Annotated in this window: 22 protein-coding genes and 1 other annotated feature; of the genes, 3 read left to right on the top strand and 19 right to left on the bottom strand. The window is 36.3% G+C overall.

Annotation, left to right across the window (positions count from 1 at the left end; genetic code table 11):
- Positions 1-160: 160 nt before the first annotated feature.
- A complete protein-coding gene (locus LCM23_RS15340) occupies positions 161-1,795 on the bottom strand; it encodes a peptide ABC transporter substrate-binding protein (protein ID WP_224937744.1) in 1,635 nt (544 codons plus the stop codon).
- Between the two features lie 512 nt (positions 1,796-2,307).
- Positions 2,308-2,506: a binding site (T-box leader), on the top strand.
- A gap of 61 nt (positions 2,507-2,567) precedes the next feature.
- On the opposite strand from LCM23_RS15340, the gene trpS reads away from it, so the two are divergent.
- Positions 2,568-3,560 carry a tryptophan--tRNA ligase gene (trpS, locus tag LCM23_RS15335; RefSeq protein WP_095369804.1) on the top strand — a complete coding sequence of 331 codons (993 nt, stop codon included), beginning with the start codon at positions 2,568-2,570 and terminating at the stop codon, positions 3,558-3,560.
- Between the two features lie 41 nt (positions 3,561-3,601).
- Here the strand turns inward: trpS and LCM23_RS15330 are convergent, their stop codons facing one another.
- From LCM23_RS15330 to LCM23_RS15290, 9 genes are all read right to left on the bottom strand, one after another.
- Positions 3,602-4,348: a YjbA family protein gene (locus LCM23_RS15330; protein WP_095369805.1), complete on the bottom strand. Its 747-nt coding sequence runs from the start codon at positions 4,346-4,348 to the stop codon at positions 3,602-3,604.
- 355 nt (positions 4,349-4,703) lie between these two features.
- Positions 4,704-5,618 carry an oligopeptide ABC transporter permease gene (opp4C, locus tag LCM23_RS15325; protein ID WP_224937743.1) on the bottom strand — a complete coding sequence of 305 codons (915 nt, stop codon included), beginning with the start codon at positions 5,616-5,618 and terminating at the stop codon, positions 4,704-4,706.
- Positions 5,619-5,627: 9 nt separating this feature from the next.
- On the bottom strand, positions 5,628-6,593 hold the full coding sequence (gene opp4B, locus LCM23_RS15320; protein ID WP_224937742.1) for an oligopeptide ABC transporter permease: 966 nt from the start codon (positions 6,591-6,593) through the stop codon (positions 5,628-5,630).
- 37 nt (positions 6,594-6,630) lie between these two features.
- Positions 6,631-8,352, bottom strand: coding sequence for an oligopeptide ABC transporter substrate-binding protein (opp4A, locus tag LCM23_RS15315; protein WP_224937741.1), 1,722 nt, complete (start codon positions 8,350-8,352; stop codon positions 6,631-6,633).
- Between the two features lie 22 nt (positions 8,353-8,374).
- Entirely contained in the window at positions 8,375-9,364 is a 990-nt protein-coding gene (locus tag LCM23_RS15310) for an ABC transporter ATP-binding protein (protein WP_224937740.1), read from the bottom strand.
- Positions 9,354-10,388, bottom strand: a complete 1,035-nt coding sequence (locus tag LCM23_RS15305; RefSeq protein WP_224937739.1) for an ABC transporter ATP-binding protein — start codon at positions 10,386-10,388, stop codon at positions 9,354-9,356. Before LCM23_RS15305 ends, LCM23_RS15310 begins: the two co-directional genes overlap by 11 nt.
- Positions 10,389-10,646: 258 nt before the next feature.
- Positions 10,647-11,429, bottom strand: a complete 783-nt coding sequence (locus LCM23_RS15300; RefSeq protein WP_224937738.1) for a DUF2268 domain-containing protein — start codon at positions 11,427-11,429, stop codon at positions 10,647-10,649.
- Positions 11,430-11,568: 139 nt separating this feature from the next.
- Complete coding sequence (gene fabF, locus LCM23_RS15295) at positions 11,569-12,807, bottom strand: beta-ketoacyl-ACP synthase II (protein ID WP_224937737.1); 1,239 nt, start codon at positions 12,805-12,807, stop codon at positions 11,569-11,571.
- A gap of 46 nt (positions 12,808-12,853) precedes the next feature.
- A complete protein-coding gene (locus tag LCM23_RS15290; RefSeq protein WP_224937736.1) occupies positions 12,854-13,786 on the bottom strand; it encodes a beta-ketoacyl-ACP synthase III in 933 nt (310 codons plus the stop codon).
- 238 nt (positions 13,787-14,024) lie between these two features.
- Here LCM23_RS15290 and LCM23_RS15285 point away from each other — a divergent pair, with 238 nt between their 5' ends.
- The gene (locus LCM23_RS15285; RefSeq protein WP_224937735.1) at positions 14,025-14,279 is read left to right on the top strand and encodes a hypothetical protein; all 255 of its coding nucleotides are present in this window, start codon (positions 14,025-14,027) and stop codon (positions 14,277-14,279) included.
- A gap of 28 nt (positions 14,280-14,307) precedes the next feature.
- Here LCM23_RS15285 and LCM23_RS15280 read toward each other — a convergent pair whose 3' ends face one another.
- The 4 genes from LCM23_RS15280 to LCM23_RS15265 form a co-directional block, all read right to left on the bottom strand.
- Complete coding sequence (locus LCM23_RS15280) at positions 14,308-14,499, bottom strand: ComZ family protein (protein ID WP_191814887.1); 192 nt, start codon at positions 14,497-14,499, stop codon at positions 14,308-14,310.
- A gap of 12 nt (positions 14,500-14,511) precedes the next feature.
- The gene (locus LCM23_RS15275; protein WP_224937734.1) at positions 14,512-15,477 is read right to left on the bottom strand and encodes a BMP family ABC transporter substrate-binding protein; all 966 of its coding nucleotides are present in this window, start codon (positions 15,475-15,477) and stop codon (positions 14,512-14,514) included.
- 119 nt (positions 15,478-15,596) lie between these two features.
- Positions 15,597-16,358 carry a hypothetical protein gene (locus LCM23_RS15270; RefSeq protein ID WP_224937733.1) on the bottom strand — a complete coding sequence of 254 codons (762 nt, stop codon included), beginning with the start codon at positions 16,356-16,358 and terminating at the stop codon, positions 15,597-15,599.
- A gap of 148 nt (positions 16,359-16,506) precedes the next feature.
- Positions 16,507-17,241, bottom strand: a complete 735-nt coding sequence (locus LCM23_RS15265; RefSeq protein ID WP_224937732.1) for a lipase family protein — start codon at positions 17,239-17,241, stop codon at positions 16,507-16,509.
- Positions 17,242-17,463: 222 nt separating this feature from the next.
- Between LCM23_RS15265 and LCM23_RS15260 the strand changes: the two genes are divergently transcribed.
- Complete coding sequence (locus tag LCM23_RS15260; RefSeq protein ID WP_224937731.1) at positions 17,464-17,655, top strand: YjzD family protein; 192 nt, start codon at positions 17,464-17,466, stop codon at positions 17,653-17,655.
- 86 nt (positions 17,656-17,741) lie between these two features.
- Here LCM23_RS15260 and clpB read toward each other — a convergent pair whose 3' ends face one another.
- From clpB to LCM23_RS15235, 5 genes are all read right to left on the bottom strand, one after another.
- Complete coding sequence (gene clpB / locus LCM23_RS15255) at positions 17,742-20,336, bottom strand: ATP-dependent chaperone ClpB (RefSeq protein ID WP_224937730.1); 2,595 nt, start codon at positions 20,334-20,336, stop codon at positions 17,742-17,744.
- 108 nt (positions 20,337-20,444) lie between these two features.
- On the bottom strand, positions 20,445-20,624 hold the full coding sequence (locus LCM23_RS15250) for a YjzC family protein (RefSeq protein ID WP_095369821.1): 180 nt from the start codon (positions 20,622-20,624) through the stop codon (positions 20,445-20,447).
- Between the two features lie 398 nt (positions 20,625-21,022).
- Entirely contained in the window at positions 21,023-21,976 is a 954-nt protein-coding gene (gene argF, locus LCM23_RS15245; RefSeq protein WP_224937729.1) for an ornithine carbamoyltransferase, read from the bottom strand.
- Entirely contained in the window at positions 21,973-25,065 is a 3,093-nt protein-coding gene (locus tag LCM23_RS15240) for a carbamoyl phosphate synthase large subunit (RefSeq protein ID WP_224937728.1), read from the bottom strand. Before LCM23_RS15240 ends, argF begins: the two co-directional genes overlap by 4 nt.
- Positions 25,058-26,137 carry a carbamoyl phosphate synthase small subunit gene (locus tag LCM23_RS15235; protein ID WP_224937727.1) on the bottom strand — a complete coding sequence of 360 codons (1,080 nt, stop codon included), beginning with the start codon at positions 26,135-26,137 and terminating at the stop codon, positions 25,058-25,060. The genes LCM23_RS15240 and LCM23_RS15235 overlap by 8 nt, the downstream gene beginning before the upstream one ends.
- Positions 26,138-26,182: the final 45 nt, after the last annotated feature.

The following is a 26,182-nucleotide window of genomic DNA, read 5'->3' as shown; positions in this document are numbered from 1 at the left end:
AACACCTCCAATTGATTTTACTGAGGTCAGTATGTCTACAACTGCAATTCTCACAATAGATAAAATAATACAATTTTACCATTAGAAGGATAATACCTATTACAAGAACGAAGGTATATAGGAAGTTTCATCCCATATACCTTACATTTAAAAGATCAAATTATTCAAAGTGAGCCCATTTATATTGAACATCACCTAAACCAGATACAAATACATCTTTTAAGTTTTCATCTTTAACCCAGTTGTTTGTGTAGAAGTAAATTGGTGCTACTGGCATCGCATCCATAAAGATAGCTTCTGCATCTTTTAACATTTGTTGACGCTTTTCAGCATCTGTTTCAGTTTGTGATTGTTCAAGTAATTTTTGGAATTCAGGATCTTCCCAACCAGTGTTGTTATTTCCACCGTCAGCATCTTTGTACATTTCCAAGAAGTTCATGGCGTCATTGAAGTCACCTAACCAACCCATACGAGCAATTTGGAAGTCTCCACTATTTACACTATCAAGGAAAACATTCCACTCAGCATTATCTAGAGTTACATTAATTCCAAGATTTTCACTCCACATATCTTGAACGGCTTGAGCAATCTTTTGATGTGCTTCAGATGTGTTATAAGAAAGCTTGATTTCTGGTAATTCTGATGCATCGCTTAATCCTAATTCTTCAAGACCTTTATTTAAGAATTCTTTAGCAGTTTCAACATCATTATCAGGGAAGTACCCTTCTTCATTTTCTTGGAACATCGTAGGTGGAACGATTGCCATTGCTGGAAGTTGTTCCCCTTGTGTAATGTTATTAATAATTGATTCACGATTAATTGCGTGAGTTAAAGCTTTTCTAATATTTGCATTATCTAATGGTTCAACTGTAGTATTGAATTTGTAGTTATAAACACCAGCAATTGCTTGTGTTTCTAATCTACCATCATCTTTAAGTGCTTGCATTGCATCTGTTGGAAGAGCTCCTGTTGGAGAACCTGCCCAATCCAATTCACCATTATCAAACATAGATAATTCAGTATTTGGATCATTAATCATGTACATTTCAATTTTATCTAATTTTACAGCGTCTTTATCCCAATAAGTGTCGCTCTTTTCAAGAGTAATTTGGTCACTGTGAGACCATTCAGCTAAGTGGAAAGGTCCGTTTGTTGTATAATTTTCACCAGCATCTGTTGCCCAGTCTGGATTTTCTTTTGCGATTTTACTATTTACTGGTAAATAAGTATAGAAAGCTGTTAGTTCAAGAAAGTAAGGTGTTGGGTTTGCTAGTGTAACTTCTAAAGTTTTTTCATCAACAGCTTTAACGCCAACATCATCTAAGCTACCTTCTCCTGTGTTTGCAGCTTCTGCACCTTCAACATAATATAGTTGATATGCATATGTTGATTGATTAGCTGGGTCTAATGCCCATTTCCATGCATATTCGAAATCTTCTGCAATTACAGGATCTCCATTTGACCATTGTGCATCTTCACGGATATTAAATGTGTATGTTTTTTGGTCCTCTGAGATTTCCCAATCTTCCGCCATAGCGGCCGCTGGTTTATCGTCTTGACCAATTCGAGTTAATCCTTCTAATACGTTACGAAGAACAGTACCAGAAGTAGAATCTTCAGCCAAACCTGGATTTAATGAAGGTGGTTCAGTATTAATATTTACTTTTAATTCTTGAGGTACATCACTACCTCCATCGCCACCATCTGCATTGTCATCGCCTCCGCCAGCGCAGGCTGCTAGAACCATGCTAGCTAAAAGTAGCATACTTAAAAAGATTGACCATCTTTTTTTCACGGTGAAACCCCCTATTTTTAATTCAAACGATTCTTCACAGAAATAACAATTGTTCACATAGCGTAGATTGATGAAAAAATCAAACAATTTTTATTATAAAAAAAGAGTTGATTCCTTAATGCATACTAAGGAAAGGAGTTTATTTTGATAGAACAAATTCCCTCTATTCAGATAATTCAGCTTGAATATTAAAATTTGTATCTATTAGACTACGATAAACTCACCTTTTCATCATTCCATTTACCTGTAACCGAACAAAATGTAATATGTTTGTAAAGATGTCGTTTGGTAGGTTTTATTATAGTTTCTTTAAAAGTTTATTTCAAGCCCGTTTTAAATAATCTAAATTATCTATATTTTTTCAAAAAAATGTCGAAACATGTATTATTATTGTCATGTAAGGGTTTTCATAAGTTTTTATTGGTATATAACAAATAATTTTTTTTTTGCTGTTATAACGCTCACTTGATTTACTTCTACATATATTATATTATGATTACAAATAAATAATACAAATTGCTGTGAGAAAAGAGTAGTACATTTAAGATGGTTTTAAGAGAGCTTATGGTAGGTGAGAATAAGCAACCTATTAAATCGAATGGACTTTTTGAGCATGAATATATCGATTCACGTTAGACTAACGTTATCTGTCTTTAAGAGATTCACATATGTGAATAATTAGGGTGGCACCGCGGACCATTCGTCCCTAGATTTTTTAGGGATGAGTGGTCTTTTTATATGTTCATTTCTCATAGCAAATAGGAGGATTATGATGAAGAAAACACTCTTTTCTGGTATTCAACCCAGTGGCACAATAACAATTGGTAACTATATCGGAGCATTAAGACAGTTTGTCGAGTTGCAAAATGAGTATGATTGCTACTTTTGTATCGTCGATCAGCATGCTATCACTGTTCCACAGGATCGCTTACAACTAAGAAACAATATCCGTAGCCTAGCAGCACTTTATGTTGCTGTGGGCTTAGATCCCAATAAGGCAACTCTATTCGTTCAATCCGAAGTACCTGCACATGCACAAGCCGCATGGATGTTACAATGTATTTCTTATATCGGTGAGTTAGAAAGAATGACGCAGTTTAAAGATAAATCTGCTGGTAAAGAAGCTGTCTCAGCAGGCTTATTAACCTACCCACCACTAATGGCAGGAGATATTCTATTATATGGTACAGATATTGTCCCTGTTGGAGAAGATCAGAAACAGCATTTAGAATTAACAAGGGACTTAGCAGAAAGATTTAACAAGAAATACAATGACATCTTTACGATTCCAGAAGTAAGCATTCCAAAAGTGGGTGCACGAATCATGTCACTTCAAGATCCAACGAAAAAAATGAGTAAATCTGACCCTAATAAAAAAGGATTTATCTCAATTTTGGACGAACCGAAACAAATTGAGAAGAAAATTAAAAGCGCTGTAACAGATTCTGATGGCATCGTTGCTTTTGACAAAGAGAATAAACCTGGCGTTTCAAATTTATTAACGATTTACTCGATATTCTCAGGTGAATCAATTGAAAATATTGTGAATAAATATGAAGGAAAAGGGTACGGTGATTTCAAAGGGGATTTAGCTACAGTAATTATTAGCCACTTAAAACCTATTCAAGATAAATATCATCATCTCATGGAATCAGCAGAATTAGATGAGATATTAGATGCAGGAGCAGAAAATGCCAATAAAGTGGCAGGTAAAATGGTTAAAAAGATGGAAAACGCTATGGGATTAGGAAGAAAAAGGAAATAAAAAAAGGGACGTTCAAATTAAATTGAGCGTCCCTTTTTGATTTAATTTACCTTTGAACCATTTTCCATTTCCCATAACTTTTCAAAAAAAGGTTGTCCTTTAATGATATTCTCACAAAATCTTTCATGTTTCTTAGACCAACCTATCTTACTGTCTTCATATAAATTCATCCATGCATCATGGAAACCCATTGATTGAATACTTTTATACTCTTCAGGCATCCATTCTGTAAACCAATAGCGAATTTCCGCTTCATTTTCTGAACTATGAAGTTGATCTAATGCCATAAACATTAATTGTTTGAGCTGCCTTTCCTTCCTTGTCAGGCCTTTCATTAATTCTGGATCTGGAGAAAGAATGTGAAAACTTTTTAGACTCGGCTTTTGTTCAAAAGTATATTCCATTTCATCGTGATTAGAAATCATTTCATATGTAAGTTGTTCTTGTCTTGGTATCAATCTACTCTTTCGAATTGGAATATGATACCCTATTGTATCAACAGCCATAATGCTTGTCCCATCAGTAATGACAAAACAATAATCCAATTGCACTCTTTCATGATTTTTTCTTAAATACGCTTTTTGATACACGTCATTCAATAGCTGTTGTGGTAATTCAGATAAATCATTTTCAATATAATGAAATAGTGCTGGTGTGATCCTTAGTAATGGTACTTGATCCAATAATTCAACTGCATCATCTTTTCGCCATTCATGAAATTGACAAACATTGTAACCATTCTCTTCCCCTTCAAACCAGTTCACCCAAACATCATGAAGATATAACATTTCCTAACCCCCACTCGCATGATTATTTGTCAATAAGTATGGGCAAACAACTCTGTTTTTATTCCTTTCTTTTACAATCTAATCCATTATTATTCTTTTTTATCTTTGATGAGAAAGCAATTTGTACTTTATATTGAATTATACAATCGATATAAAGTGTATTTAATATGGAAGTAAATGTTATAATATTCATTTATTATTCACTAAAATAAATATTAATATAATTTAGAATAAATAGTAAATGATTGAATTTTCCACTCATTACTAATCAAATAACCAATTTATCCAAAAAAAAAAGAATGCATTTACCTTAAAAGGTCAATTGCATTCTTTTTCAGACTTACTTGCTAGGCCTCTACCTTCTAGATTTAGGGTTTAGAGCGTCTTTTATGCCTTCTCCAATGAAATTAATTGCTAGTATGGTGATTGTAATAGCTGCAGCGGGCGGTACCCAAATCCAAGTTTTATTCCTTAATACATCAGAATCACGGGCTTCAAATAACATATTCCCCCAACTTGGTATATTAGCTGGTACACCAGACCCTAAAAAACTTAAACCTGCTTCAGCAACGATTGTAACTGCCAACATTAAAGTTGCTTGAACAATGATTGTCGAAGCTACATTAGGTAATATATGCTTCCCAATAATCTTGATAGGTCTTGTTCCAATTGATTTCGCTGCTAAAACATATTCATTTTCTTTTTCTGATAAAAAACGACTGCGAACAATCCGGGCAACGCCACCCCAGCTTAATAAACTGATAACTAATATCAATGTCCAAACGCCAGAGACTTTCCCAACTAAAATGGTATTAAGAACAATAACAAAGACTAGAAATGGAAAGTTTAGTACAAAGTCTGTTATTCTCATAAATATTTGATCAATTTTTCCGCCATTGTATCCAGCAATTGCTCCGACTATTGTTCCGATAACAATAATAAATGTCATACATGATAAACCAATTAACAGTGATGTTCTCGCTCCATATACCATACGTGTAAATATATCTCTACCATTTGTATCTGTTCCGAACCAATGCTCCGCAGAAGGTGGCAAGTTCATCGACATAAAATTGATTCGTGTAATATCCTGTGTAGTAAATAGTGGGCCAAAAACCGCTATCAGTACAAAAGAGACGAAAACAATTAAGCTAGTCATTGCAATTTTATTCTTGAGAAATTTTTTTCTCGCTAATTTCCAAGGAGAGAACTGCTTTTGTTTGTTTTTAATTAAAACTTGACCGTCTGTATTTAAAGATGCTTTCACCATATTTGCCTCCTATCCTAATCTAATTCTCGGATCAACAATGCCATAAAGTAAATCCGCAATTAGGTTACCTAATAAAGTTAAAAATGAAAGCAGCATGGTAATCGTCATTAACACAGCATAATCTCTTCTATCCACTGATTCCAAAAACAATAAACCTATACCTGGATAAGTAAAAATTGTTTCAGTGATAACCGCACCACCTATTAATGTAGCAATATCAAATCCTAAAAAAGTGATTAATGGTATCATTGAGTTTCGTAAAATATGTTTATTATAAATAGCAGATTCACTTGTGCCCTTTGCTCTAGCAGTACGTACAAAATCTTTACGGCTGTTTTCGATGACATCATTTCGTAAAAACTGCGTATAGGAAGCTGTCCCCATAAGACCAAGAATTAAAGCTGGTAGGAGCACATGATGCATTCTACTAACATAATAATCCCAAGTACCAGGTTGTAGCCCTACTTCAACAGATCCTGCAAACGGAAACCAACCTAGTTGAAAAGAGAAAAAGTAAATAGCTATGATTCCGGCAACAAAGGAGGGAATAGCAAGACCTACATAATTGTAACCTGCAATTAGATTATCTCCCCATGTATATGGCCTTCTACCGGAATACATCCCCATAGCAAAAGCAAAAATGTATGTAATTATAAGTGATACGATCGCCAAAAATATCGTATTTGGTAAACGGTCTACAATTAAATCAAACACAGGTATTTTATGTGCTGTCGAGTGTCCGAAGTCTCCTTGTACGAAATTTGTCACCCATCTGATATATTGAATATGAATGGGATCATTGTATCCCAGTTTTTCTCTCATCTCTTCAATATATTCTGGATTTGTATTCGATGGGTCAATTTCACCCCCAAAAGGGTCCCCTGGCATAAACTTCGCCAGGGAAAAAACCACAATGGAAGTAAGGAATAACAACGGTATCATACCTAATATTCTGCGAAGTGAATATTGCAGCATGTCCATTCTCCTTATCAATTAAAAGTTCGCGTGACGCTTATTCTGTAACATACCATTCATGAGTATTAGTTTGGAATCCAACAGCATTAATATGAACACCTTGTAAGCGTTTATTAATACCGTATAAATCTAAGTTTTCCCATAATGGAATAGCTGGTATTTCTTCATTGAATAGTTTTTGCCACTCTACATAAACTTCTTTACGATAGTCTTTATCAAACGCTTTTTCACTCAATGCATCGTTCAGTAATTTATCGTTTTCCTCATTTACCCAACGACCAAAATTCCATTCCGCATTATTCGCCCATAATCCTGATGGATCTGGGTCAGAACCAGTGCTCCATGATCCAAAGAATGCTTCTAATGCTTCATCATCTTCTGTTTTCATATCGTTATATAGGTTAAATTCGATTAATGACCCTGTCGCTAACTCTGTTTTTACACCGATATCATTCCAAGATTGAATAATCGCTTGAGCACGGCCTTCAAATGTAGCATTTCCTGCATAATGCCCAAAAGAAATTGAGAAAGGTTCTCCATCGGGATCTTCCACGAACCCATCTCCATCTACATCTTTATAGCCCGCTCCTGCTAATAATTCTTTTGCTTTTTCTGGATTATACTCATATTGATTTAACTCAGATTCGTCTGCTGCTATCCAGAAAGTAGATGGAATAACCGTATTAAAGACTTTACCTTTACCAGCCAAGAATGCATCAATCATTGCTTGACGGTCGATTGCATATAAAAGGGCGTGGCGAAGATCTTTGTTTTTGAACTTATCAATATCATCTTTATTCGTACGTGCTTCTTGGTCACGATGTCCAAACCTTAAACCAATATACGAGTAACCAACTCCTGTTGTCTCTTCAACAGAAATATGATCCATCTTCTCAAGCTCTTCCACTTGGTTAGGAATTACCTCCATAATATCAACTTCACCATTTTGGAGTGCTCCATTAGCTACAGAAGCGTCAATTACTTTTACTACTATATTATCTAGTTTAGGTTCGCCTTTATAGTAATCTGCGAATTTCTCTAACTCTACGTACTCACCTGGTTTCACACTTTTTACTTTAAATGGTCCAAGACCTACAGGATTTGTTCTTACTTGCTCTGATTCACCTAAATCAGCTACAGCTATACCTTCAAAATGCTTCTTAGGCATCGGATAGGACCATAAATTCTCAAGGTTATTTAGCTTCATTTCTTCAAATGTAATTGCGATTGTATAGTCATCAATCACTTTAATTCCTTCAATCGAGTCTGCTTTCCCATCTTTTTTCGCTTTTGCGCCTTTAATTCCTTCTACATAGTTAAAACGCTCACCATCATATGCTGGATCAGCCATTGTTTCTAAAGCAAATTGCCAGTCCTCAACTGTTAACTCTTCACCATTATGCCACTTTACACCTTCCTTAAATTTGAAAGTGTATGTTAACTTATCCTCACTAATTTCCCATGAAGCAAGATCTGGCTCATATTCTAGGTCATCATTTACTTGATAAATACTACCACCGGTGAATTCCAAGATTTGTGCATCAACTGCACTACGGTAGTAAGCATACTCAAATACTCCTTCAGGCGCAGTGGTTACCGCTAACGTGACTTTCCCACCCTCAACCGGTTCACCAGTGTTGGCTTCTTCTTTATCTCCATCTTTTTCATTCCCACTCGTTTCGTTCCCGCTATTACAAGCTGCTAGAAACATAGAGAATACGAGTAATAACGAAATTAACCAAAAAGATTTCTTTTTCATTGTTCTCCCCCTAAATGATTTTTTAGTTATATAAATGACAAGCTACGTTATGACCAGCCTTCACCTCCTTTAAAGTCGGTTTTACTTCCATGCATTCTTTCATGGCATGTGAACAGCGTGGATGAAACGGGCAACCCGTTGGAGGATTGGCCGGACTTGGTACATCACCTTCTAAGATAATTCTCTGTTTCTTCTTTCTCGGATCCGGCTCAGGTATGGCCGAAATCAAAGCTTGTGTGTAGGGGTGAAGTGGTTCTGCAAAAATACTATTCTTATCAGTTACTTCAACAATTCCACCTAAATACATCACAGCAATTCGATCACTCATATGCTTAACAACACTCAAATCATGTGCAATAAATAAAAAGGTTAATTGAAATTCATTTTGCAGTTCCTTTAAGAGATTCAATACTTGGGACTGTACAGATACATCAAGTGCTGATACAGGTTCATCCGCAATAATTAGCTTTGGACGTAGTGCTAATGCTCGCGCAATACCAATCCTTTGCCTTTGACCACCAGAGAATTCATGAGCATATTTATAATAAGCATCTGACGGAAGTCCGACCTTATTAAGGAGATCCATGACTTCTTCTTTTAATTCTTTCACTGATTTCCCTCTAAAATTAACGAGCGGTTCTGAGACGATGTCCCCAACCATTTGCATTGGATTAAGTGAGGCGTATGGATCTTGGAAAACCATTTGAAAATCTTTGCGAATTGCTCTTAAAGTTTTTCCTTTCAAACTTGAAATATCTTGTCCATCAAAAATAATCTTTCCATTTGTTGGATTCATAAGTTTTAAAAGCGTTCGACCTGTCGTTGATTTGCCGCAACCCGATTCTCCAACAAGTCCAAACGTTTCGCCGTTATGTATTTGAAAGCTAACTCCGTCTACAGCTTTGACATGTCCTACCGTTCTTTGAAAGAAACCTGCTTTAATCGGGAAATATGTTTTTAAATCTTCTACTTCTAATAACACTTCTCGCTTCTCAGCTGTGTTATTTGACATATGTATTCCTCCCATTAGTCTGATAGCTGTTCTCATATAAAAGACAAGCAGCCTCATGTCCATTTTCAACAAAACCTAATAAAGGTGTGATTTCAGTACATTCAGGCATTCTTTTTGGACAACGATCAGCAAATCTACAACCAACTTCTGGCATATCTTTAAGAGATGGTACTAAGCCGTCAATCGACCCTAATTCTTTCTCTTCTTCATCCAATTTAGGGATCGATTGTAATAATAACTGTGTATAAGGGTGCTTAGGGTTATGAAAAAGTGCATCTACATTTGTTCTTTCAACAATTTTCCCAGCATACATAACAATTACATCGTCACACATTTCAGCAACGACCCCAAGATCATGGGTAATGAGAATAATCGCCATATTATTGATTGATTGAATTTCCCTTAATAAATCTAGTATTTGGGCTTGTACTGTCACATCTAATGCAGTCGTTGGCTCATCAGCTATGAGTAACTTTGGTTGGCAGGCAATCGCAATAGCGATCATTACCCGTTGCCTCATTCCTCCTGAAAGTTGATGGGGATATTCGTCAACGATATTCTCTGGCCTTGATATGCCTACTTGTCTTAAAAGATGGATGCTTTTTTCTCGTGCATCCTTTTTCGAAATCTTCTGATGATTAAAGAGAATCTCCTGTAATTGAAAACCAATTGTGAATACAGGGTTAAGTGCCGTCATTGGCTCTTGGAAAATCATTGAGATATCATTACCTCGGATGGTATTCATTTGATTAATGGAGTAATTCTCAATATTCTTACCTTCAAAAACAATTTCACCACCAGTGACTTTTCCTGTTTCCTTCGGTAATAACTGCATAATGGACATAGACATGACACTCTTTCCACAGCCTGATTCTCCCACGACACCAAGAATTTGTTTTTTCTTTACGTCAAAAGATACATTATCTACTGCGTGATAGACCTTTCCGTCTATATCAAAACCTGCTTTTAATTCATTTACTTGTAAAATTGTGTCCAAGCTAGGACTTTCTTCTTTCCCTACCATTTCAACACCTCAATCGTAATATCTTACAGTATTGTAAAATATTTAGTACTAGGATTAATTATCTGTATATTATTACAAATAGATTACGAATACAAGGAATTTTTTCAAAAATCTATCTTTTGATAATATTATAAATAGTATGGAGTGGTCATGAAATAGTTCTTACATCCTGTTACTTGTATGTTAATATAAGGAAAAAATACTATTTTACTTACTTTGACAATTTTTTTATTTTCTTTACATGTTTTCTCATCTACTCTATTCTTTTTCCCACTGAGGTACAAAAAACTTTGAAGGAATAACCATACTTTCTTTGAGCTTGATTTTTTTTTCATTGTCATACATTGAGACGATTTCATAGCCAATGGAGTAGCCAAGCATTTTTGGATATTTCCCCTCACCGAATAGAATTTGGTCATGTAATTCATTGTCTCTCTTTATGTCTATATTTTTTTTTACATATTTATGCCAATAGTATTGTATTCTTTCTCTATCATGTTCTGTGCACCACTTTGAACGATACGATTTTCCACAACTTTTCTCCACTGCCCATTCTGCTAATCCTTCTAATACAATGCTATCTAATAATGTATACTCAGCCATTTCTTTTTTTAATCTCTTCATTCGGCAGATATGATGGTATTCGTGGACAAATAATGCTTCTAATTCTTTCTCATCTTCTAATGGAGCGAGAAATAAAAACATCTTGTCAGGGAATGACAAGCCAGACTTCACATAAGATGTTCTAAAGAATAATCCGCCTTGTGCAATTGGAAATAAGTAAATGGGGACATCTGGTCCTTTCCAGTTTTTTCTATACTTGTTTAATAACAATTCAACTTTTTCCCATGTTTTATTTTCTTTTAACTGTTTGAATTGTTCTTTATTCCTTCTATTTGGTGAATACATGCCAAAGGAGGATAAGAATTGGTATAACCTTTGTGGCTCGTTTTCATGGAATGAATTTAACAATGGTTCAATCAACTTTTCTGGTTCAGTAAAATGCTGATCTAACCATTCATCAGTTCTAATTACCGGCATATGGTTCTCTCCCATCAAATGTTGTTGTTTATTTTATGGAAGAGACAAATAATCGGTTCAAAAGAAAACCATAAAAATATAAAAAACACGGACAAATTCCGCCATGTAACAAAGCAGAATTTGTCCGTGTTTGATTTTATTATTGATATTTTTTGAAGACGATTGTTGCGTTATGACCACCAAAGCCTAATGAGTTACTCATAACAGCTCCAATAGTTTTTTCTCTTGATTCATTAGGTACATAATCTAAATCACAATCTGGATCTTTTGTATTGTAATTAATCGTTGGTGGCAACGTACTATCTCTTAACGCTAGGATAGAGAAAATCGCCTCAACGCCTCCGGCAGCACCTAGAAGGTGACCTGTCATAGATTTTGTTGAACTAATGGCTAAATGATAAGCATGTTCACCAAAAACACTTTTCACTGCAACCGTTTCATATTTATCGTTATAATCTGTGCTCGTACCATGAGCATTAATATAATCGATTTGTTCAGGAGTGAGACCCGCATCGTCAAGTGCCATTTTCATTGCACGCGCACCGCCTTCTCCCTCTGGTGCAGGTGCGGTTATATGATAGGCATCTCCAGTTGACCCATACCCAACAATTTCAGCATAAATATTGGCACCGCGAGCTAGTGCATGTTCTAATTCTTCAAGAATGAGAATACCTGCACCTTCTCCGATAACAAATCCATCTCTATCTTTATCAAATGGGCGACTTGCTGTAGCCGGATCTGGATTGGTAGATAGCGCTGTGTTAGCACAGAATCCTGCAACAGACATTCTCGTAATTGGTGCTTCTGCTCCTCCTGTTACCATGACATCCGCATCACCACGCTGAATGACTTTAAACGCATCACCGATTGAATTCGTTCCAGTTGCACAAGCGGTTACTGTACAGGAATTCACTCCCTTTGCACCTAATGTGATTGATACTTGCCCTGCAGCCATATCCGGTATCATCATTGGTACAAAGAATGGACTCACACGGCGGTAGCCTCTGTTTAAAAAGGTTTCAAATTGATTCTCGAATGTTTCCATTCCACCGATTCCTGATCCTACCCAAACACCAACACGATGCGCGTTTTCATCATTTATCGTCAAATTAGCATCTTTCACTGCCATGATTGAAGAAGCCACTGCATAATGAGTAAAGCGATCCATCTTTCTTGCATCTTTCTTCTCTAAATACTCATGAATATCAAAATCTTTCACTTCCGCAGCTACTTTAGCAGGATATTCATCAGCATTTAATCTTGTTAGCGGTCCTACTCCAGATTTTCCAGCTTTAATATTACTCCACGACTGTTCTACATTATTTCCAACCGGTGTTACTGCTCCAAGTCCTGTTACAACGACACGTTTTTTTTCCACTATTATGTCACTCCTTTTATATCAATAAAGCCTATTATATTTATACTTATTTTCCCCATTTTAAAGCGATGGCTCCCCATGTTAATCCGCCACCAAATCCGACCATTACGATAATATCATCATCTTTAATTTTCCCAGCTTCTATCTCCTCAATCATAGCAATTGGTATAGAAGATGCTGATGTATTACCATATTTATCAATTGTTTTTGACATTTTTTCAATTGGTAACTCTAAACGTTGTCTAGAAGCTTCCATGATACGAATATTTGCTTGATGAGGGATAAGAAAATCTACATCCTCTTTTGTTAAACCAGCTTTTTCTAATACATTAATACAACTTTCACCCATTTGTCTAACCGCAAACTTATAAACTTCTCTACCATTCATCACAATGTACTTATCTTGATAAAGATGCTTCGCTCCACCACCATCTGCTCCTAGTTCAAATGATAAAATGCCTCTTCCTTCAGATACAGGAGCAATGACAGCGGCACCCGCACCATCTCCAAAAAGGACAGCTGTATTACGATCAGACCAATCGGTTACTTTAGACAGCTTTTCAACACCTACCACTAGTACATTCTGATACGTTTTTGTTTCAATAAATTGTTTCGCTGTAATCACACCGTACATGAAACCAGCACAAGCTGCACTTACATCCATAGCTGCTGCTTTCTTTGCCCCTAACTTTTCCTGCAGTAAACAAGCAACACTTGGAAATGGCTGATCTGGTGTGACAGTTGAGACAATAATTAAATCGATATCTTCAGGAGACAAATCTGCATCCTGTAATGCTTTTTTTGCAGCAGCGAATGCCATATCAGAAGTATCTGTATCGTCATCGGCAATCCGTCTTTGTTCGATACCTGTTCTCGTGCGGATCCATTCATCTGAAGTATCCATTATTTTTTCTAAATCAGCATTCGTTACTATTTTTTCAGGCAAGTATCTACCTAAGCCCACAATTCCAGCATTCATCTTTCCCACTCCCTTTTTCTCTTCCACTTTGTCGTTATAAGAAATTCAACCTTTTTATTTACGAGAAATAAAATTTAATATCAATTATTAGTACTTGGTACTAATTTTATCAAATAAGCAGGTAAAGTTTCAATATTTTTCTTCATAATTATTATTTTCGTCCAACCTTTTCTTTTATTCACCCATATATTATAAGGAATAACTTATACAATAGAAAATCAAAAGGAGGATTGCTTATATGAGTGAAGAACCGTTTTTTAATCAATTTATGTTTGGTAATAGAGATGCTCGTCAAAGTGAAGATTGGATTCTCGGAAGACAACATAAGCAGGAGGAGGAAAAATCACCTTCTATTTTAAATACAATCGAACAATTAGATCTGGTGGAATTAATGGCCAATATGTCTCAATTAATGGATTCTGCAGAGGAATTAAAACCACTTTTAAAACATGCTGCTCCAATCGTTGAAGTCTTTATGAATAAAAAAAGCTAACGGCAATCCCACGCCGCTAGCTTTTCTCTTATTCATGTTCTTTTTGTGCATCTGCTTTCCCTAATTCATATGCTTCATTCATCACTTGTGTAAACATCGTCATAAACGGTTGAATCATTTCCATTGATAAATTTACACCTGACTTTTCTAGTTCGGCTTTTGCTTCAGGTAGATATTTCATCGCGATTTGCATAAATTCCATTGTTTTATCATTTGACATTCTGTTATCCTCCTATGATGGTTCTGTCGGTAAATTACCTGTTTCTTTATATTTTTTTACTGCTGCATTTAATTGTTGAATAAAGGTTGGAGATAATTCTGGACTATACGCACCTAATGAAATGACATCTTCTTGAAAGTCAAAAGAAAGGTTTCCAGACTGAAGTTCTCCATTATGAAATTGTTCTGCTACTATTTCATACAAATGGTCAACATGTTGAATCGTACTTGTTAATACTGCTGATTTCCCTAGATGGGATTGGTCAGAAACATAACCAATGGCATATAAACCATGCTCTTTTACTTTTTCAATGACAGGGACATTATATCCATCACCTGCTGGATAAACGACATCTGCTTTTTCTATGACCAACTTGTCCATTAACCCTGCAGCCTTATGGGCATCATCCCAATTTTCAACATAATGTATTTTAACATCTGCTTCATCATTTTGAAAGTTCACACCATCAATAAAACCTTTTACTTCTGGTTGCCATTCAAATGCCGCAATAATACCAACAATATTAGTAGCTGTCATCTCACCAGCCACCATACCTCCGAAAAAGCCCATTGCATATCCTTCAAAATTTAAACTTGTCGTATTTTCATTTTGTGCGTCCCCGTTAAAGCTCACAAACTGAATATCTGGATATTGTGCTGATATTTGATTAAAGTACTCTGCATATTCATTTCCATGTCCGAAAATTAAATTGACCCCTTTTTTTGAAAATTCCTTTACCGCTCTTTCGACAACGAGTTGTGAGTTCATCCCTTCTTTATAATACACATCAATATCATAAGTAGACTGTATCTTGAGTAGGCCTTTATACCCTTTCGTACCCCACACTTGATCATTAATGGTATCCGGCACTAATAAGCCAGCCTTTTGCAGCTGACCCCCAGAAAATACCTGTCCACATGACGATAATAAGAGAAGGCATAGAACCAAACTCCCCCACCTAATTAAAGCTTTCTTCATTTCTATATCTTTCGCCCCTTTATGTTAGTTGATTTTTTCTTTCGAAAAGACCAACTAACATCATTCTAACCTTTTATCCTAGTGATTGAAAAGGTTTTTCCGATGAAAGTACTTTATATTTATGGGAGAATATCCACATGTCTTTTCTGTTGACTAAGCGCTTTTTCCACCGATAGATGGTTATGAATATGAATTGTTTGAGGTTCGTCTCTTAAACTGTTATCTTCTTTTACAGTATGATTTTCAAGATTAATTTGTAAATAATCTACACATTGCTGCCAATGGTTTTCAATTCCACTGCTAATTATTTTTTCTCCACTCTTATTGTTTGATAAAAAATCATGCAATAAACAGGTGATGGCTTCGTCAATATAAACAGCATCATTCCGCCATTCCTTTTCACTGACACTTTTATTGTGGTTAGTATGCATCAGCTTTTGTTGAAAAAGCATTTCTTCCGGTTGAAACGGTCCATATACTGTTGGTAAGTAATAGATATGAGCATGAGAAAAGGTCTTTTGCACCCATTTTTTTGAATGACCTGTATACAACCATTGAATGGGCAAAGTAACCACACATTTTCGCTTTTCAAAAGAGATTTTATCTAAGAAAGGAACTAAAAACCTCTCCATGTTTATATCTTTAATATATAAACTGTAACCATCAATAAAAACAGTGGCCTCTTCTTCAAGCAAAGTGTTTAAACTATCTATATCCACTTCGGTTAAGTTCGCATTTCTCCCAACGGATAATTGTTTTTCTAAAGCATCATCTGCCTTCAATGAATTGAGCAGTAAAACCTCGACCCCTTCTTCTAACAACCCTTTACAAGTGCCAAAACCTACAAAACTATAACCATCAATTACAACTGCTTGCTTCATACCCCAGCCTCCAGTCGTCTGTTTTATTGTATACTATGCGGAATTATCTTTATATATCATCGAAATCTCTCACTCAAATATGACTTATAACAAACTAGCAAGTTTTACATTTCAAAAAAAAATTGTCTGAGGGATTTTTTCCTCAGACTTATAATATCGACTCATTTTCGTTGAGAAATCGAATAATATGGTAGCTTAAACTATGCCTTTTTTCTGGTAATAAATAATTGATTGAGACTCGTTGATTGTTTTCTGACCATTTCACTGATAAGTCTTTTAAATGATGAGATTGTTTATATGCACGGCTACTTGAGAGGATATGAATGATTTTTACTGGGAGGTCTACTTGAAGGAATTGTTCTTCATTTATTACGATGGATTCATCTATCTCTTTAATATTACTCACAAGTGCAGCTTCAACTTCTTTCTTTAATTTTTTATAGAAAAATTTATGTTCTTTTTCTTGTTCCAAATGTGTTTTTAATGAAAAGATGGGATTGATAAACGTAATCGACCGTATATTCTCATTCATTTCATTCATTAATGCTCCAGCGACAAGTGCGCCCATACCTTCAGCAATTATATGGATTCTTTCATTAATAATTTCATGTCTAATCGTATGGGCATACAATCTTTTTGCCATCTCAATGGCTTTACGACTTCCCCAATTTCGCCCATATAGATTCGAATAAAAGATAGTATAACCATCTCTTCTTAATGATGAAATGAGAGATGATTTCCCTTCATTTTGTGTCCAGAAGCTTTGTTTCTCATCAACAAAATGGCGTTCATCCCCAATGATAAGAACACCGAAACCACTTGGCTTTTCTGGGTAATGAATCATATTCCATTCTGTATGCAGTTGAAAGTTTCGGCTATCCATTTTATTAACCCCTTTACTGTTGTTCATACTAATGTATGATTGTACAGGTAATTTGAATAGGATATTTGCCTAGCTTTTAATGAATTAGTTCAAACGCTTGATTCCAACTGTTATTCACATTTTAGACATAATCCTATGAAAAAAAATCAGTGAATCACGTTTATAATCCAACCATTGTATGATACTATTAAATAGACTGACATACGTATGAGGTGAGTAAAAATGCAATACATTTGGACGTTCATTTGGACATTCTTACTTATGAATATGGTTACTTATGTAGTAAGCAACATGAATGGTGTAAGTTATGATTTACAAACGGCAACTGTCCTTTCGGTTGCAGTAAGTATTCTCCTTTACATTCTCGCTGCTGTCATTCCTGCAGCACCAGAAGAGAAGGAAGGACTACATTAAGAATGGCAACAAAAGTCATCCAATATGGATGACTTTTGTTTTTTTACTTTCGTTAATATATCCAGTTTATGCTATTTTCCACTGGTTCATGATTGTTTTATGATAAGTTTTGTACTGTCACTAGAGATAGCTACATGTGATTTCGCTTGGATATTTCCCGCGATCATTTCTTTTGCTAATGCTGTTTCAATTTCTCTTTGCATGTAACGCTTCAATGGTCTTGCACCGTATATGGGGTCAAAAGCCGTTTCGGCAATAAAAGCCTTTGCCTTATCATCTATTGTTAAGATAATTTGTTGATGAATTAACCTTTGTTGTAGTTCATGGATTAGTTTTTCAACAATTCCTTTCATCTCTTCTTTACCTAAAGGATGAAATAAAATAACCTCATCTACTCTATTTAAAAACTCTGGCCGGAAATGCGAACGTAACATTTCTAATACTTTATTCCGAGTTTCTTCTATTATATTACCCTTCTCTTTCGCTTCATCGCGTTCAAGCAAAATATGAGACCCTATATTTGATGTCATTATGATAACGGTATTTTTAAAATCAACTGTTCGACCTTGAGAATCAGTAACCCTTCCATCATCCAACATTTGTAAAAGAATATTGAACACTTCAGGATGTGCTTTCTCTATTTCGTCTAGTAATATGACTGCATACGGATTCCTACGAACCGCTTCTGTTAATTGTCCGCCTTCTTCATACCCAACATAACCTGGTGGTGCACCAACTAGTCTTGATACCGCATGTTTTTCCATATACTCCGACATATCAATTCTAATGATATGTTCCTCACTATCAAATAAAGATTCCGCTAACGCCTTTGCCAACTCTGTTTTTCCAACCCCTGTAGGACCTAAGAAAATAAAAGAACCAATCGGCCGTTTCGGGTCTTTTATGCCTGCTCTTGCTCTTAAAACTGCGTCGGAGACAAGTGTGATGGCTTCATTTTGACCGATGACTCTTTTTTGTAGAATCGACTCTAATCGCAATAACTTCTCCCGTTCACTTTCAACTAATCTAGAGACAGGTATACCAGTCCATCTCGATACAATATCAGAAATTTCTTCTTCAGTGACCTCTTCACGTAATAAACGGTTATCATTTTCTTTATTATTCGCCTCTTCTTCTGATTGTTGTAACTCCTTTTCACATGCAGGGATTTTCCCATGTCTTAACTCTGCTGCCTTATTAAGGTCATACTTATTCTCAGCTTCCTCTAACTCTCTTTTCAAAATTTCTAACTGCTCTCGTTTTGATTGTATCGATTGTATCGCAGCCTTTTCTGTTAACCATTTCGCTCTCATTTCTTTCGCTTGTTCCTTAAAGTTAGTAAGTTCTTCTCTTAGTTTCTCTAACCTCCCTTGACTGATTTCATCAGACTCTTTTAGCAGAGCGGCCTCTTCAATTTCAAGCAGCATTACCTTTCTTGTTACTTCATCCAGCTCCGTAGGCATAGAGTCAATCTCTGTCCGGATCATTGCACATGCCTCATCAATTAAATCAATCGCTTTATCTGGTAAAAAACGATCTGTAATATAACGATCAGATAAAGTAGCTGCTGCAACAATAGCCCTGTCATGAATATTGACCCCATGATGAATTTCGAATCGCTCTTTTAAACCTCTTAAAATAGAGATAGAGTCTTCTACATCGGGTTCTTTTACTAATACTTGTTGAAACCTTCTCTCTAATGCCGGATCTTTTTCAATATACTTTCTATGTTCATCCAATGTTGTTGCGCCAATACAATGTAGCTCACCTCGGGCAAGCATCGGCTTCAACATATTACCAGCGTCCATCGCACCTTCTGTTTTACCAGCTCCAACGATTGTATGTATCTCATCTATAAACAGAAGAATACGACCATCACTCTTTTTAATCTCTGCTAACACTGCTTTTAAGCGTTCCTCAAATTCACCTCTAAATTTAGCACCAGCAATTAACGCACTCATATCTAATGAGAAAATCGTCTTATCTTTCAGTCCCTCTGGTACATCTTTTCTAACAATTCTCTGTGCTAATCCCTCAACAATTGCTGTTTTACCAACACCTGGCTCACCGATGAGGACAGGATTATTTTTCGTTTTCCTTGAAAGTATGCGAATTACATTACGGATTTCTTGATCTCTGCCAATGACAGGATCTAATTTCCCTGTTTTCACTTCTTCCACTAAATCTCTACCATATTTATGAAGTACTTCATAAGTACCTTCTGGGTTTTGTGATGTCACCTTTTGATTCCCCCTGATTTCTTCAATTGCTTGTTGGATATCCTTCTTTTTCATTAAAAAGAGGTCTGTAACATTCGTCTTTGCCACAATCACTGCCCATAAAACATGTTCAATGGATATATAATTGTCCTGCCATTGCAATTTTAATTCTTCTGCTTTTGACAAGGTTTTTCTTAAATCATTAGTAAGATAAAAAGAATTTAAATCCGCACCACTTCCACTAACCCTGGGTTTTCTTTCTAATAAATGTTGCAATGATTGTTTCACATTTTCAATTGTAAAATCACTTCGTCTTAAAATATTTGTAAATAGATGATCCTCCTGCAAGAAGGAAAGGAAAAGGTGCACCGTATCCACCTCTTGGTGACCTTTATCTGTCGCCATCCTTTTGGCAGTCATTAAACCTTCTTGCAAAGAGTTTGTCATTTGATTAATATCCAATCGTACGTCACACTCCTGACCTTTTTTGACCTTTGTTTTATTATAAAATTATTTCCTGCCATATGTAAAGCCATCCACATTTTGGGATGGCATCTGATTCGTTCTTTATTATGGTTTTCTTTGATAAGTCCATAATCGATTATGGTTTGAGTTTTCAGGAAATCGATCACCCGCACGAAGACTTACCACTTGTGGGTTATTCACATTACTGCCAGTTTCACCAATCTCAATATATTTACCATTATTTGGCGCTTTCTGCCCTGCTCTAAATTGTCGATTTTGTCCCAAAATGAGCACCTCCTTCAAACTTACACTTTTATTATTTCCGCGAGAAGGAGGAATCATAAAGGAAATTGTAGGTATTGTGTTTTCCTCAAATCAGATTGCAAGCCTGTCTCTGGCGCTTTTATTGTTGGGTGTACTTTTAAATTACTCTTACCCCGCAGCTATCTTTGCGTTTTTCACTCATGAGGTACGAACAAATCCTTTTTGATACGCTATTCCAACGCATTTTCATCTTGATGTACGAGCTCACTCACTTTGCTTCGCTATCCCTGCGTTTTTTCCTCTCAATGTACGAGCAAACCCTTTTTTGCTCACCCTCAAACTTCCTAAATTCCCCCTCAAATGATAAAAAGCACGAACCATTCTAGGAACAGAATAGTTCGTGCTTCAGCTTGTCAACACTATAGTAATTCAGTTAATAAGGCTTTTTGTGCGTGAAGACGGTTGCCTGCTTGTTGGAAAACAGCGGAGTGATCACCGTCAATAACAGGCGCCGAGACTTCTTCCCCACGGTGTGCGGGCAAACAGTGAAGGAATAAATAATCTTCTTTTGCATAGGCTACAAGTGACTCGTTCACTTGATAATCATGAAAGACTTGTAAACGCATTTCATTTTCTTCTTCTTGACCCATACTCGTCCAGACGTCCGTATAGATGACATCAGCGCCATCAACCGCCTTTTTTACGTCGTTTTCGACGACAATTTTACTGCCCGTCACTTCAGCAAATCCTTGTGCTAAAGTGACCACTTTTTCATCTGGTTCGTAGCCTTTCGGACATGCAATCGTCATATGCATGCCAACTTTTGCTGCCGCAATCATTAATGAGTGAGCTACATTATTGCCATCTCCAACATAAACACAACGAATACCTGCTAATTTTCCTTTTACTTCTTTAATCGTTAACAAGTCTGCTAGTGCTTGACAAGGATGATAAAGGTCCGTTAACCCATTAATTACTGGAATAGTAGCATGTGTGGCAAGTTCTTCTATAATATCATGAGAAAATGTACGAATCATAATGCCATCAACATAATTAGATAATACTTTTGCGGTATCTGCAATCGTTTCTCCTCTACCGATTTGCATGTCATTACTATTTAAATAAAGGGCATGACCGCCAAGTTGTAACATACCCGCTTCAAAGGAAACCCTTGTACGTGTAGATGACTTTTCGAAAATCATTCCCAATATTTTGCCCTTCAATGGCTCTTCGGCTTGATGATCCGTTTGCTTCATTAAATATGCCTTTTCGACAAGTCCATTGATTTCTTCAGAAGAATAATCAGCTAATGTTAGCATATCCTGTCCTTTAATATCTAACTTTTTACCACATACAGTCGATGTTGTAATCATGATATCGTCACTTCCTTTACATTGTCGTTTTGCCAATCCTCAATTGCTACTGCTTGCCAATCCTTTTCTGTTAAAGCAAGTAAATAGGCTTCAAGTGACTCTAATTCACTAAAAGTGTGTAGTCGATTTTTAACCGCCCATTCCCGCATACGTTGATTTTCTTCACCAGTGAAAGGATTGTAAAGTGCAACAGTTGTTTCATCTAATTCGGCCCCTTGAGCATCTAGCAATTTGGTTTTTGACTCTTTTGCCAATGTCCTGATGCCATCTGTTAATTCGCCACTATACAAAACGGACCGTTCCTTATCTCCATGTAATTGAAACACTTTCTTTAAAGCTTGTGGTAAAGTCGCTGCTAACGCAATTCCTTCACCAGTTGACTTCATTTCTGGTCCTACTTTAGCATCAAGACCTTTTAGTGCATAGTTAGAGAAAACCGGATATTTGACAGTAACAAATGTTTGCTTCGTATCTTCTGGAAGTTGGTCTTTTTCGAAAAATTGCTTTCCTAATAATACTTTCGTTGCCTCTTGAACCAATGGAATAGCACTCACTTTACTTACAATTGGCACCGTTCGACTTGCCCTCGGGTTTACTTCAAGTAAGTAAACTTTGTTATCATCAATAATATATTGGATGTTCATTAAACCTTTATATCCAAGCTTTTTAACCATCAATTGTCCATACTTAATCATAAGATTTTGTACTTCTTTTGATAAGCTTTGTGGCGGTAAGACTGACATACTATCACCAGAATGAACCCCGGTCCTTTCAATATGCTCCATAACTGCCGGGATGAGAACATGCTCTCCGTCTGCGGCTAAGTCAAGCTCCGCCTCTTTCGCCTGTAAGAATTGATCCACAAGTACAGGGAATGGAATATCCTTCTTTTTATAAACTTGAAACGCTTCATCATTATAAATGGTTTCCATTCCCATCCCACCGATAACATAAGATGGTCTAATCAATACAGGATAGCCGATTTGGTTTACATATTGTTCGAGTTCAACTTCATTTTCTGCAACGTACCCTTGAATATGAGGGATTTCAAGTTCATCTAATAATTGATAAAATAATTCTCTATCTTCAAGGGTATCAATGGTTTTCGAATCAGTACCGAGTAATTTTACCCCGTAATCCTCTAGCTGATTAGCTAAGTTAAGCGCTGTTTGTCCACCTACTTGAACAATGACTTCATTCACTTGTTCCGCTTCAATTACATTCATCACGTCTTCAATGATTAATGGTTCAAAATAAAGACGATCTGCTGTCGTAAAATCCGTACTGACTGTTTCTGGATTATTATTAATCATAATCGTTTCAATACCTTCATCTTTTAAAGCAAAGACACTTTGTACAGAACAATAATCAAATTCAATTCCCTGGCCAATTCGTATCGGACCACTACCAATGATTAAAACTTTTCTTTTATCGCTTGGTATTTGTTCATTTTCTCCAAAATAGCTAGAGTAAAAATAATTGGAAGACGCAGCGAATTCGGCAGCACATGTATCAACCATTTTATAAGATGGGATTATCCCCATTTCTTTTCTTTTATGACGAACAGCTTTTTCATCGACTTGCCACACTGAAGCAAGGTAGGCATCACCAAAGCCCTTTTCTTTGATCAGTTGCATCATTTCTGGCTCAATATTTTCGAGTGAAGCTTGTGCAATCTCTTTTTCTAATGAGATTAAACGTTGGAAAGCTGACAGATAAAAATAATCAATTTTAGTGATGTTTTTTATCTCTTCAGCGCTTACCCCACGTCTTATTAACTCTAATATAATAAAGAATCTTTCATCTGTTTGGCCTGCTAGCTCCTTCAGTAACGTCTCTTTTGTATCTTTTTTAATCCGAGGATAGTGAAGATCAAGTCCTTTTCCTTCAAGGGAATGAACCGCTTTGATCAACGCTCTCTCCAAGTTTCTATCAATCCCCATTACTTCTCCTGTTGCTTTCATCTGCGTGCCTAATTTGCGATCAGCATCAGAGAACTTATCAAACGCCCATTTTGGAAATTTGACAATGCAATAGTCTAGTGCCGGTTCAAAACTAGCAAAAGTATCACCAGTTACTGGGTTAATAATTTCAGAAAGATGATAGCCTACAGCCAACTTTGCTGCCATTCGTGCAATCGGATATCCAGTTGCTTTAGAAGCAAGAGCAGAAGATCGGCTAACTCGAGGATTCACCTCAATCAGGTAGTAATTTTTACTTTCTGGGTCTAGAGCAAATTGAATATTGCATCCACCAATGATGCCTAACTCAGAAATAATTTTGACAGAAGCACTACGAAGCATTTGGTACTCTACATCGCTTAATGTCTGACTCGGGGCAACAACAATACTATCTCCTGTATGTACACCTACTGGATCAATGTTTTCCATATTACAAATGGTGATACAAGTATTGTTGCTGTCGCGCATCACTTCATATTCTACTTCTTTAAACCCAGCAATACTTCTTTCTACAAGTACTTGCGTAATCGTACTTTCTTTTAGGCCGCTCTTAACGAAATGCTTTAATTCATTCATATCTGTTGCAATACCGCCCCCTGTTCCGCCAAGGGTATAAGCAGGTCGGATAATGATAGGGAAACCAATCTTTTCAGCAAACGCAACCGCTTCTTCCACATGATGAACGATTTCACTCTCTGGAACTGGTTCATTTAAGTCATTCATTAATTGGCGAAATGCTTCCCGATCTTCACCTTTTTTTATTGCTTCGATACTACTACCTAATAGTTTCACCTCATATTTATCTAATACGCCTGCTTCACTTAGTTGAAAGGTTAAATTTAGACCTGTTTGACCTCCTAAAGTTCCTAATAAGCCATCTGGTTTTTCTTTTTGAATGATTTTTTCAATACTATTTACTGTTAATGGTTCAAAGTAAATCTTATCTGCAAATGCGTGATCTGACATAATTGTTGCAGGGTTATTATTTACTAATATCACCTTGTAGCCTTCTTCTTTAAGCGCCGCGCATGCTTGCGTGCCTGCGTAGTCAAATTCTGCTGCTTGCCCAATCACGATTGGTCCCGATCCGATGACCAGGATTGATTGGATACTGTTGTCTTTAGGCATATGCGATAACGCTCCCTTTCTTCTCTTCAATCGTTTGAATAAATTCTAAAAATAAATAATGCGTATCGGTTGGTCCAGGGTTAGCTTCAGGGTGAAATTGTACCGTCTCAATCGGATAAATTTCATGAGTGAGACCCTCAACAGATTGATCATGCAAATTAATGAACCTTGTTTTAAATCCAGTTGTTTCTAAACTTACTGTATCAACAACATAGCTATGGTTTTGCGAAGACATCATGACACGTCCTGTTTTTAAATCACTAATAGGGTGATTCGCCCCTCTGTGTCCAAAAGATAACTTTGTTGTGTTACCCCCAAGTGCAAGTGCTGCCAACTGATGTCCTAAACAAATCCCTAAAGTAGGGTAGCTGGTAATTACTTTTTTAAGTTCGGGTAAGACGTGTTGAAGCGTTTTCGGATCTCCAGGACCATTGGACAGAAGGATACCATCAGGATTTAACTTAGCAACTTCATTGAATGTTGTAGAAAATGGCACAGTAGTCACTTTACAATTTTGCTGTAATAAGCTATTAAGTATTGATTTCTTATAGCCGAAATCATAAAGAACAATATGCTTATCACCTTCACCATATGTGTGCATCTGAGGATTAGAAACCATTTCAACCTTATGATCCTCTTGTTTACTCCATGTTGTATCTTTTACAGAATGAGCGGACATAGTTGCTGGCATGGAACCAACTGCCCGAATTTTTTTCACAATTGACCTTGTATCCATATGCCCTAGCACAGGAATATTCCATTTACGCAAATACTCCTTCAGTGTATAGGCAGATTGATAATGAGAAGGTTCATTTGTCCCCTCATAAACAATCACGCCAGCTACATGTGGCTTTTTACTCTCAAAGTCTGATTCATTCACACCGTAATTCCCAATTAAAGGATAAGTGAAAACGATCATCTGATCTTTGTAGGATGGATCTGTTAGCACTTCTTGATAACCTGTCATTCCTGTAAAGAAAACAATTTCTCCTGCAACCTCATTTTGTGGTGGCATATTTAGCCATTCCCCTTTATAACAATGACCGCTTTTTAAATGTAAATACCCTTCCATCTTTAACACCTCGTGAACTTGTATATTCATTAAATAAAATTAATT

The organism is Cytobacillus kochii, assembly GCF_020171845.1.
GTDB lineage: Bacteria > Bacillota > Bacilli > Bacillales > Cytobacillaceae > Cytobacillus > Cytobacillus kochii.
The sequence above is the reverse complement of the archived record's forward strand: the minus strand, read 5'-3'. Positions and strand labels throughout refer to the sequence as shown.

Bases quoted from the DNA above. Each gene is read 5' to 3' on its own strand.
- LCM23_RS15235 (WP_224937727.1), bottom strand. From the start codon at position 26,137: ATGGAAGGGTATTTACATTTAAAAAGCGGTCATTGTTATAAAGGGGAA.
- LCM23_RS15330 (WP_095369805.1), bottom strand. From the start codon at position 4,348: ATGTTATATCTTCATGATGTTTGGGTGAACTGGTTTGAAGGGGAAGAG.
- opp4B (WP_224937742.1), bottom strand. From the start codon at position 6,593: ATGCTGCAATATTCACTTCGCAGAATATTAGGTATGATACCGTTGTTA.
- LCM23_RS15270 (WP_224937733.1), bottom strand. From the start codon at position 16,358: ATGAAGCAAGCAGTTGTAATTGATGGTTATAGTTTTGTAGGTTTTGGC.
- LCM23_RS15240 (WP_224937728.1), bottom strand. From the start codon at position 25,065: ATGCCTAAAGACAACAGTATCCAATCAATCCTGGTCATCGGATCGGGA.
- LCM23_RS15280 (WP_191814887.1), bottom strand. From the start codon at position 14,499: ATGTCAAATGATAAAACAATGGAATTTATGCAAATCGCGATGAAATAT.
- LCM23_RS15275 (WP_224937734.1), bottom strand. From the start codon at position 15,477: ATGAAGAAAGCTTTAATTAGGTGGGGGAGTTTGGTTCTATGCCTTCTC.
- LCM23_RS15285 (WP_224937735.1), top strand. From the start codon at position 14,025: ATGAGTGAAGAACCGTTTTTTAATCAATTTATGTTTGGTAATAGAGAT.
- opp4C (WP_224937743.1), bottom strand. From the start codon at position 5,618: ATGGTGAAAGCATCTTTAAATACAGACGGTCAAGTTTTAATTAAAAAC.
- LCM23_RS15260 (WP_224937731.1), top strand. From the start codon at position 17,464: ATGCAATACATTTGGACGTTCATTTGGACATTCTTACTTATGAATATG.
- LCM23_RS15305 (WP_224937739.1), bottom strand. From the start codon at position 10,388: ATGGTAGGGAAAGAAGAAAGTCCTAGCTTGGACACAATTTTACAAGTA.
- argF (WP_224937729.1), bottom strand. From the start codon at position 21,976: ATGATTACAACATCGACTGTATGTGGTAAAAAGTTAGATATTAAAGGA.
- LCM23_RS15310 (WP_224937740.1), bottom strand. From the start codon at position 9,364: ATGTCAAATAACACAGCTGAGAAGCGAGAAGTGTTATTAGAAGTAGAA.
- LCM23_RS15265 (WP_224937732.1), bottom strand. From the start codon at position 17,241: ATGGATAGCCGAAACTTTCAACTGCATACAGAATGGAATATGATTCAT.
- trpS (WP_095369804.1), top strand. From the start codon at position 2,568: ATGAAGAAAACACTCTTTTCTGGTATTCAACCCAGTGGCACAATAACA.
- LCM23_RS15300 (WP_224937738.1), bottom strand. From the start codon at position 11,429: ATGCCGGTAATTAGAACTGATGAATGGTTAGATCAGCATTTTACTGAA.
- LCM23_RS15290 (WP_224937736.1), bottom strand. From the start codon at position 13,786: ATGAATGCTGGAATTGTGGGCTTAGGTAGATACTTGCCTGAAAAAATA.
- opp4A (WP_224937741.1), bottom strand. From the start codon at position 8,352: ATGAAAAAGAAATCTTTTTGGTTAATTTCGTTATTACTCGTATTCTCT.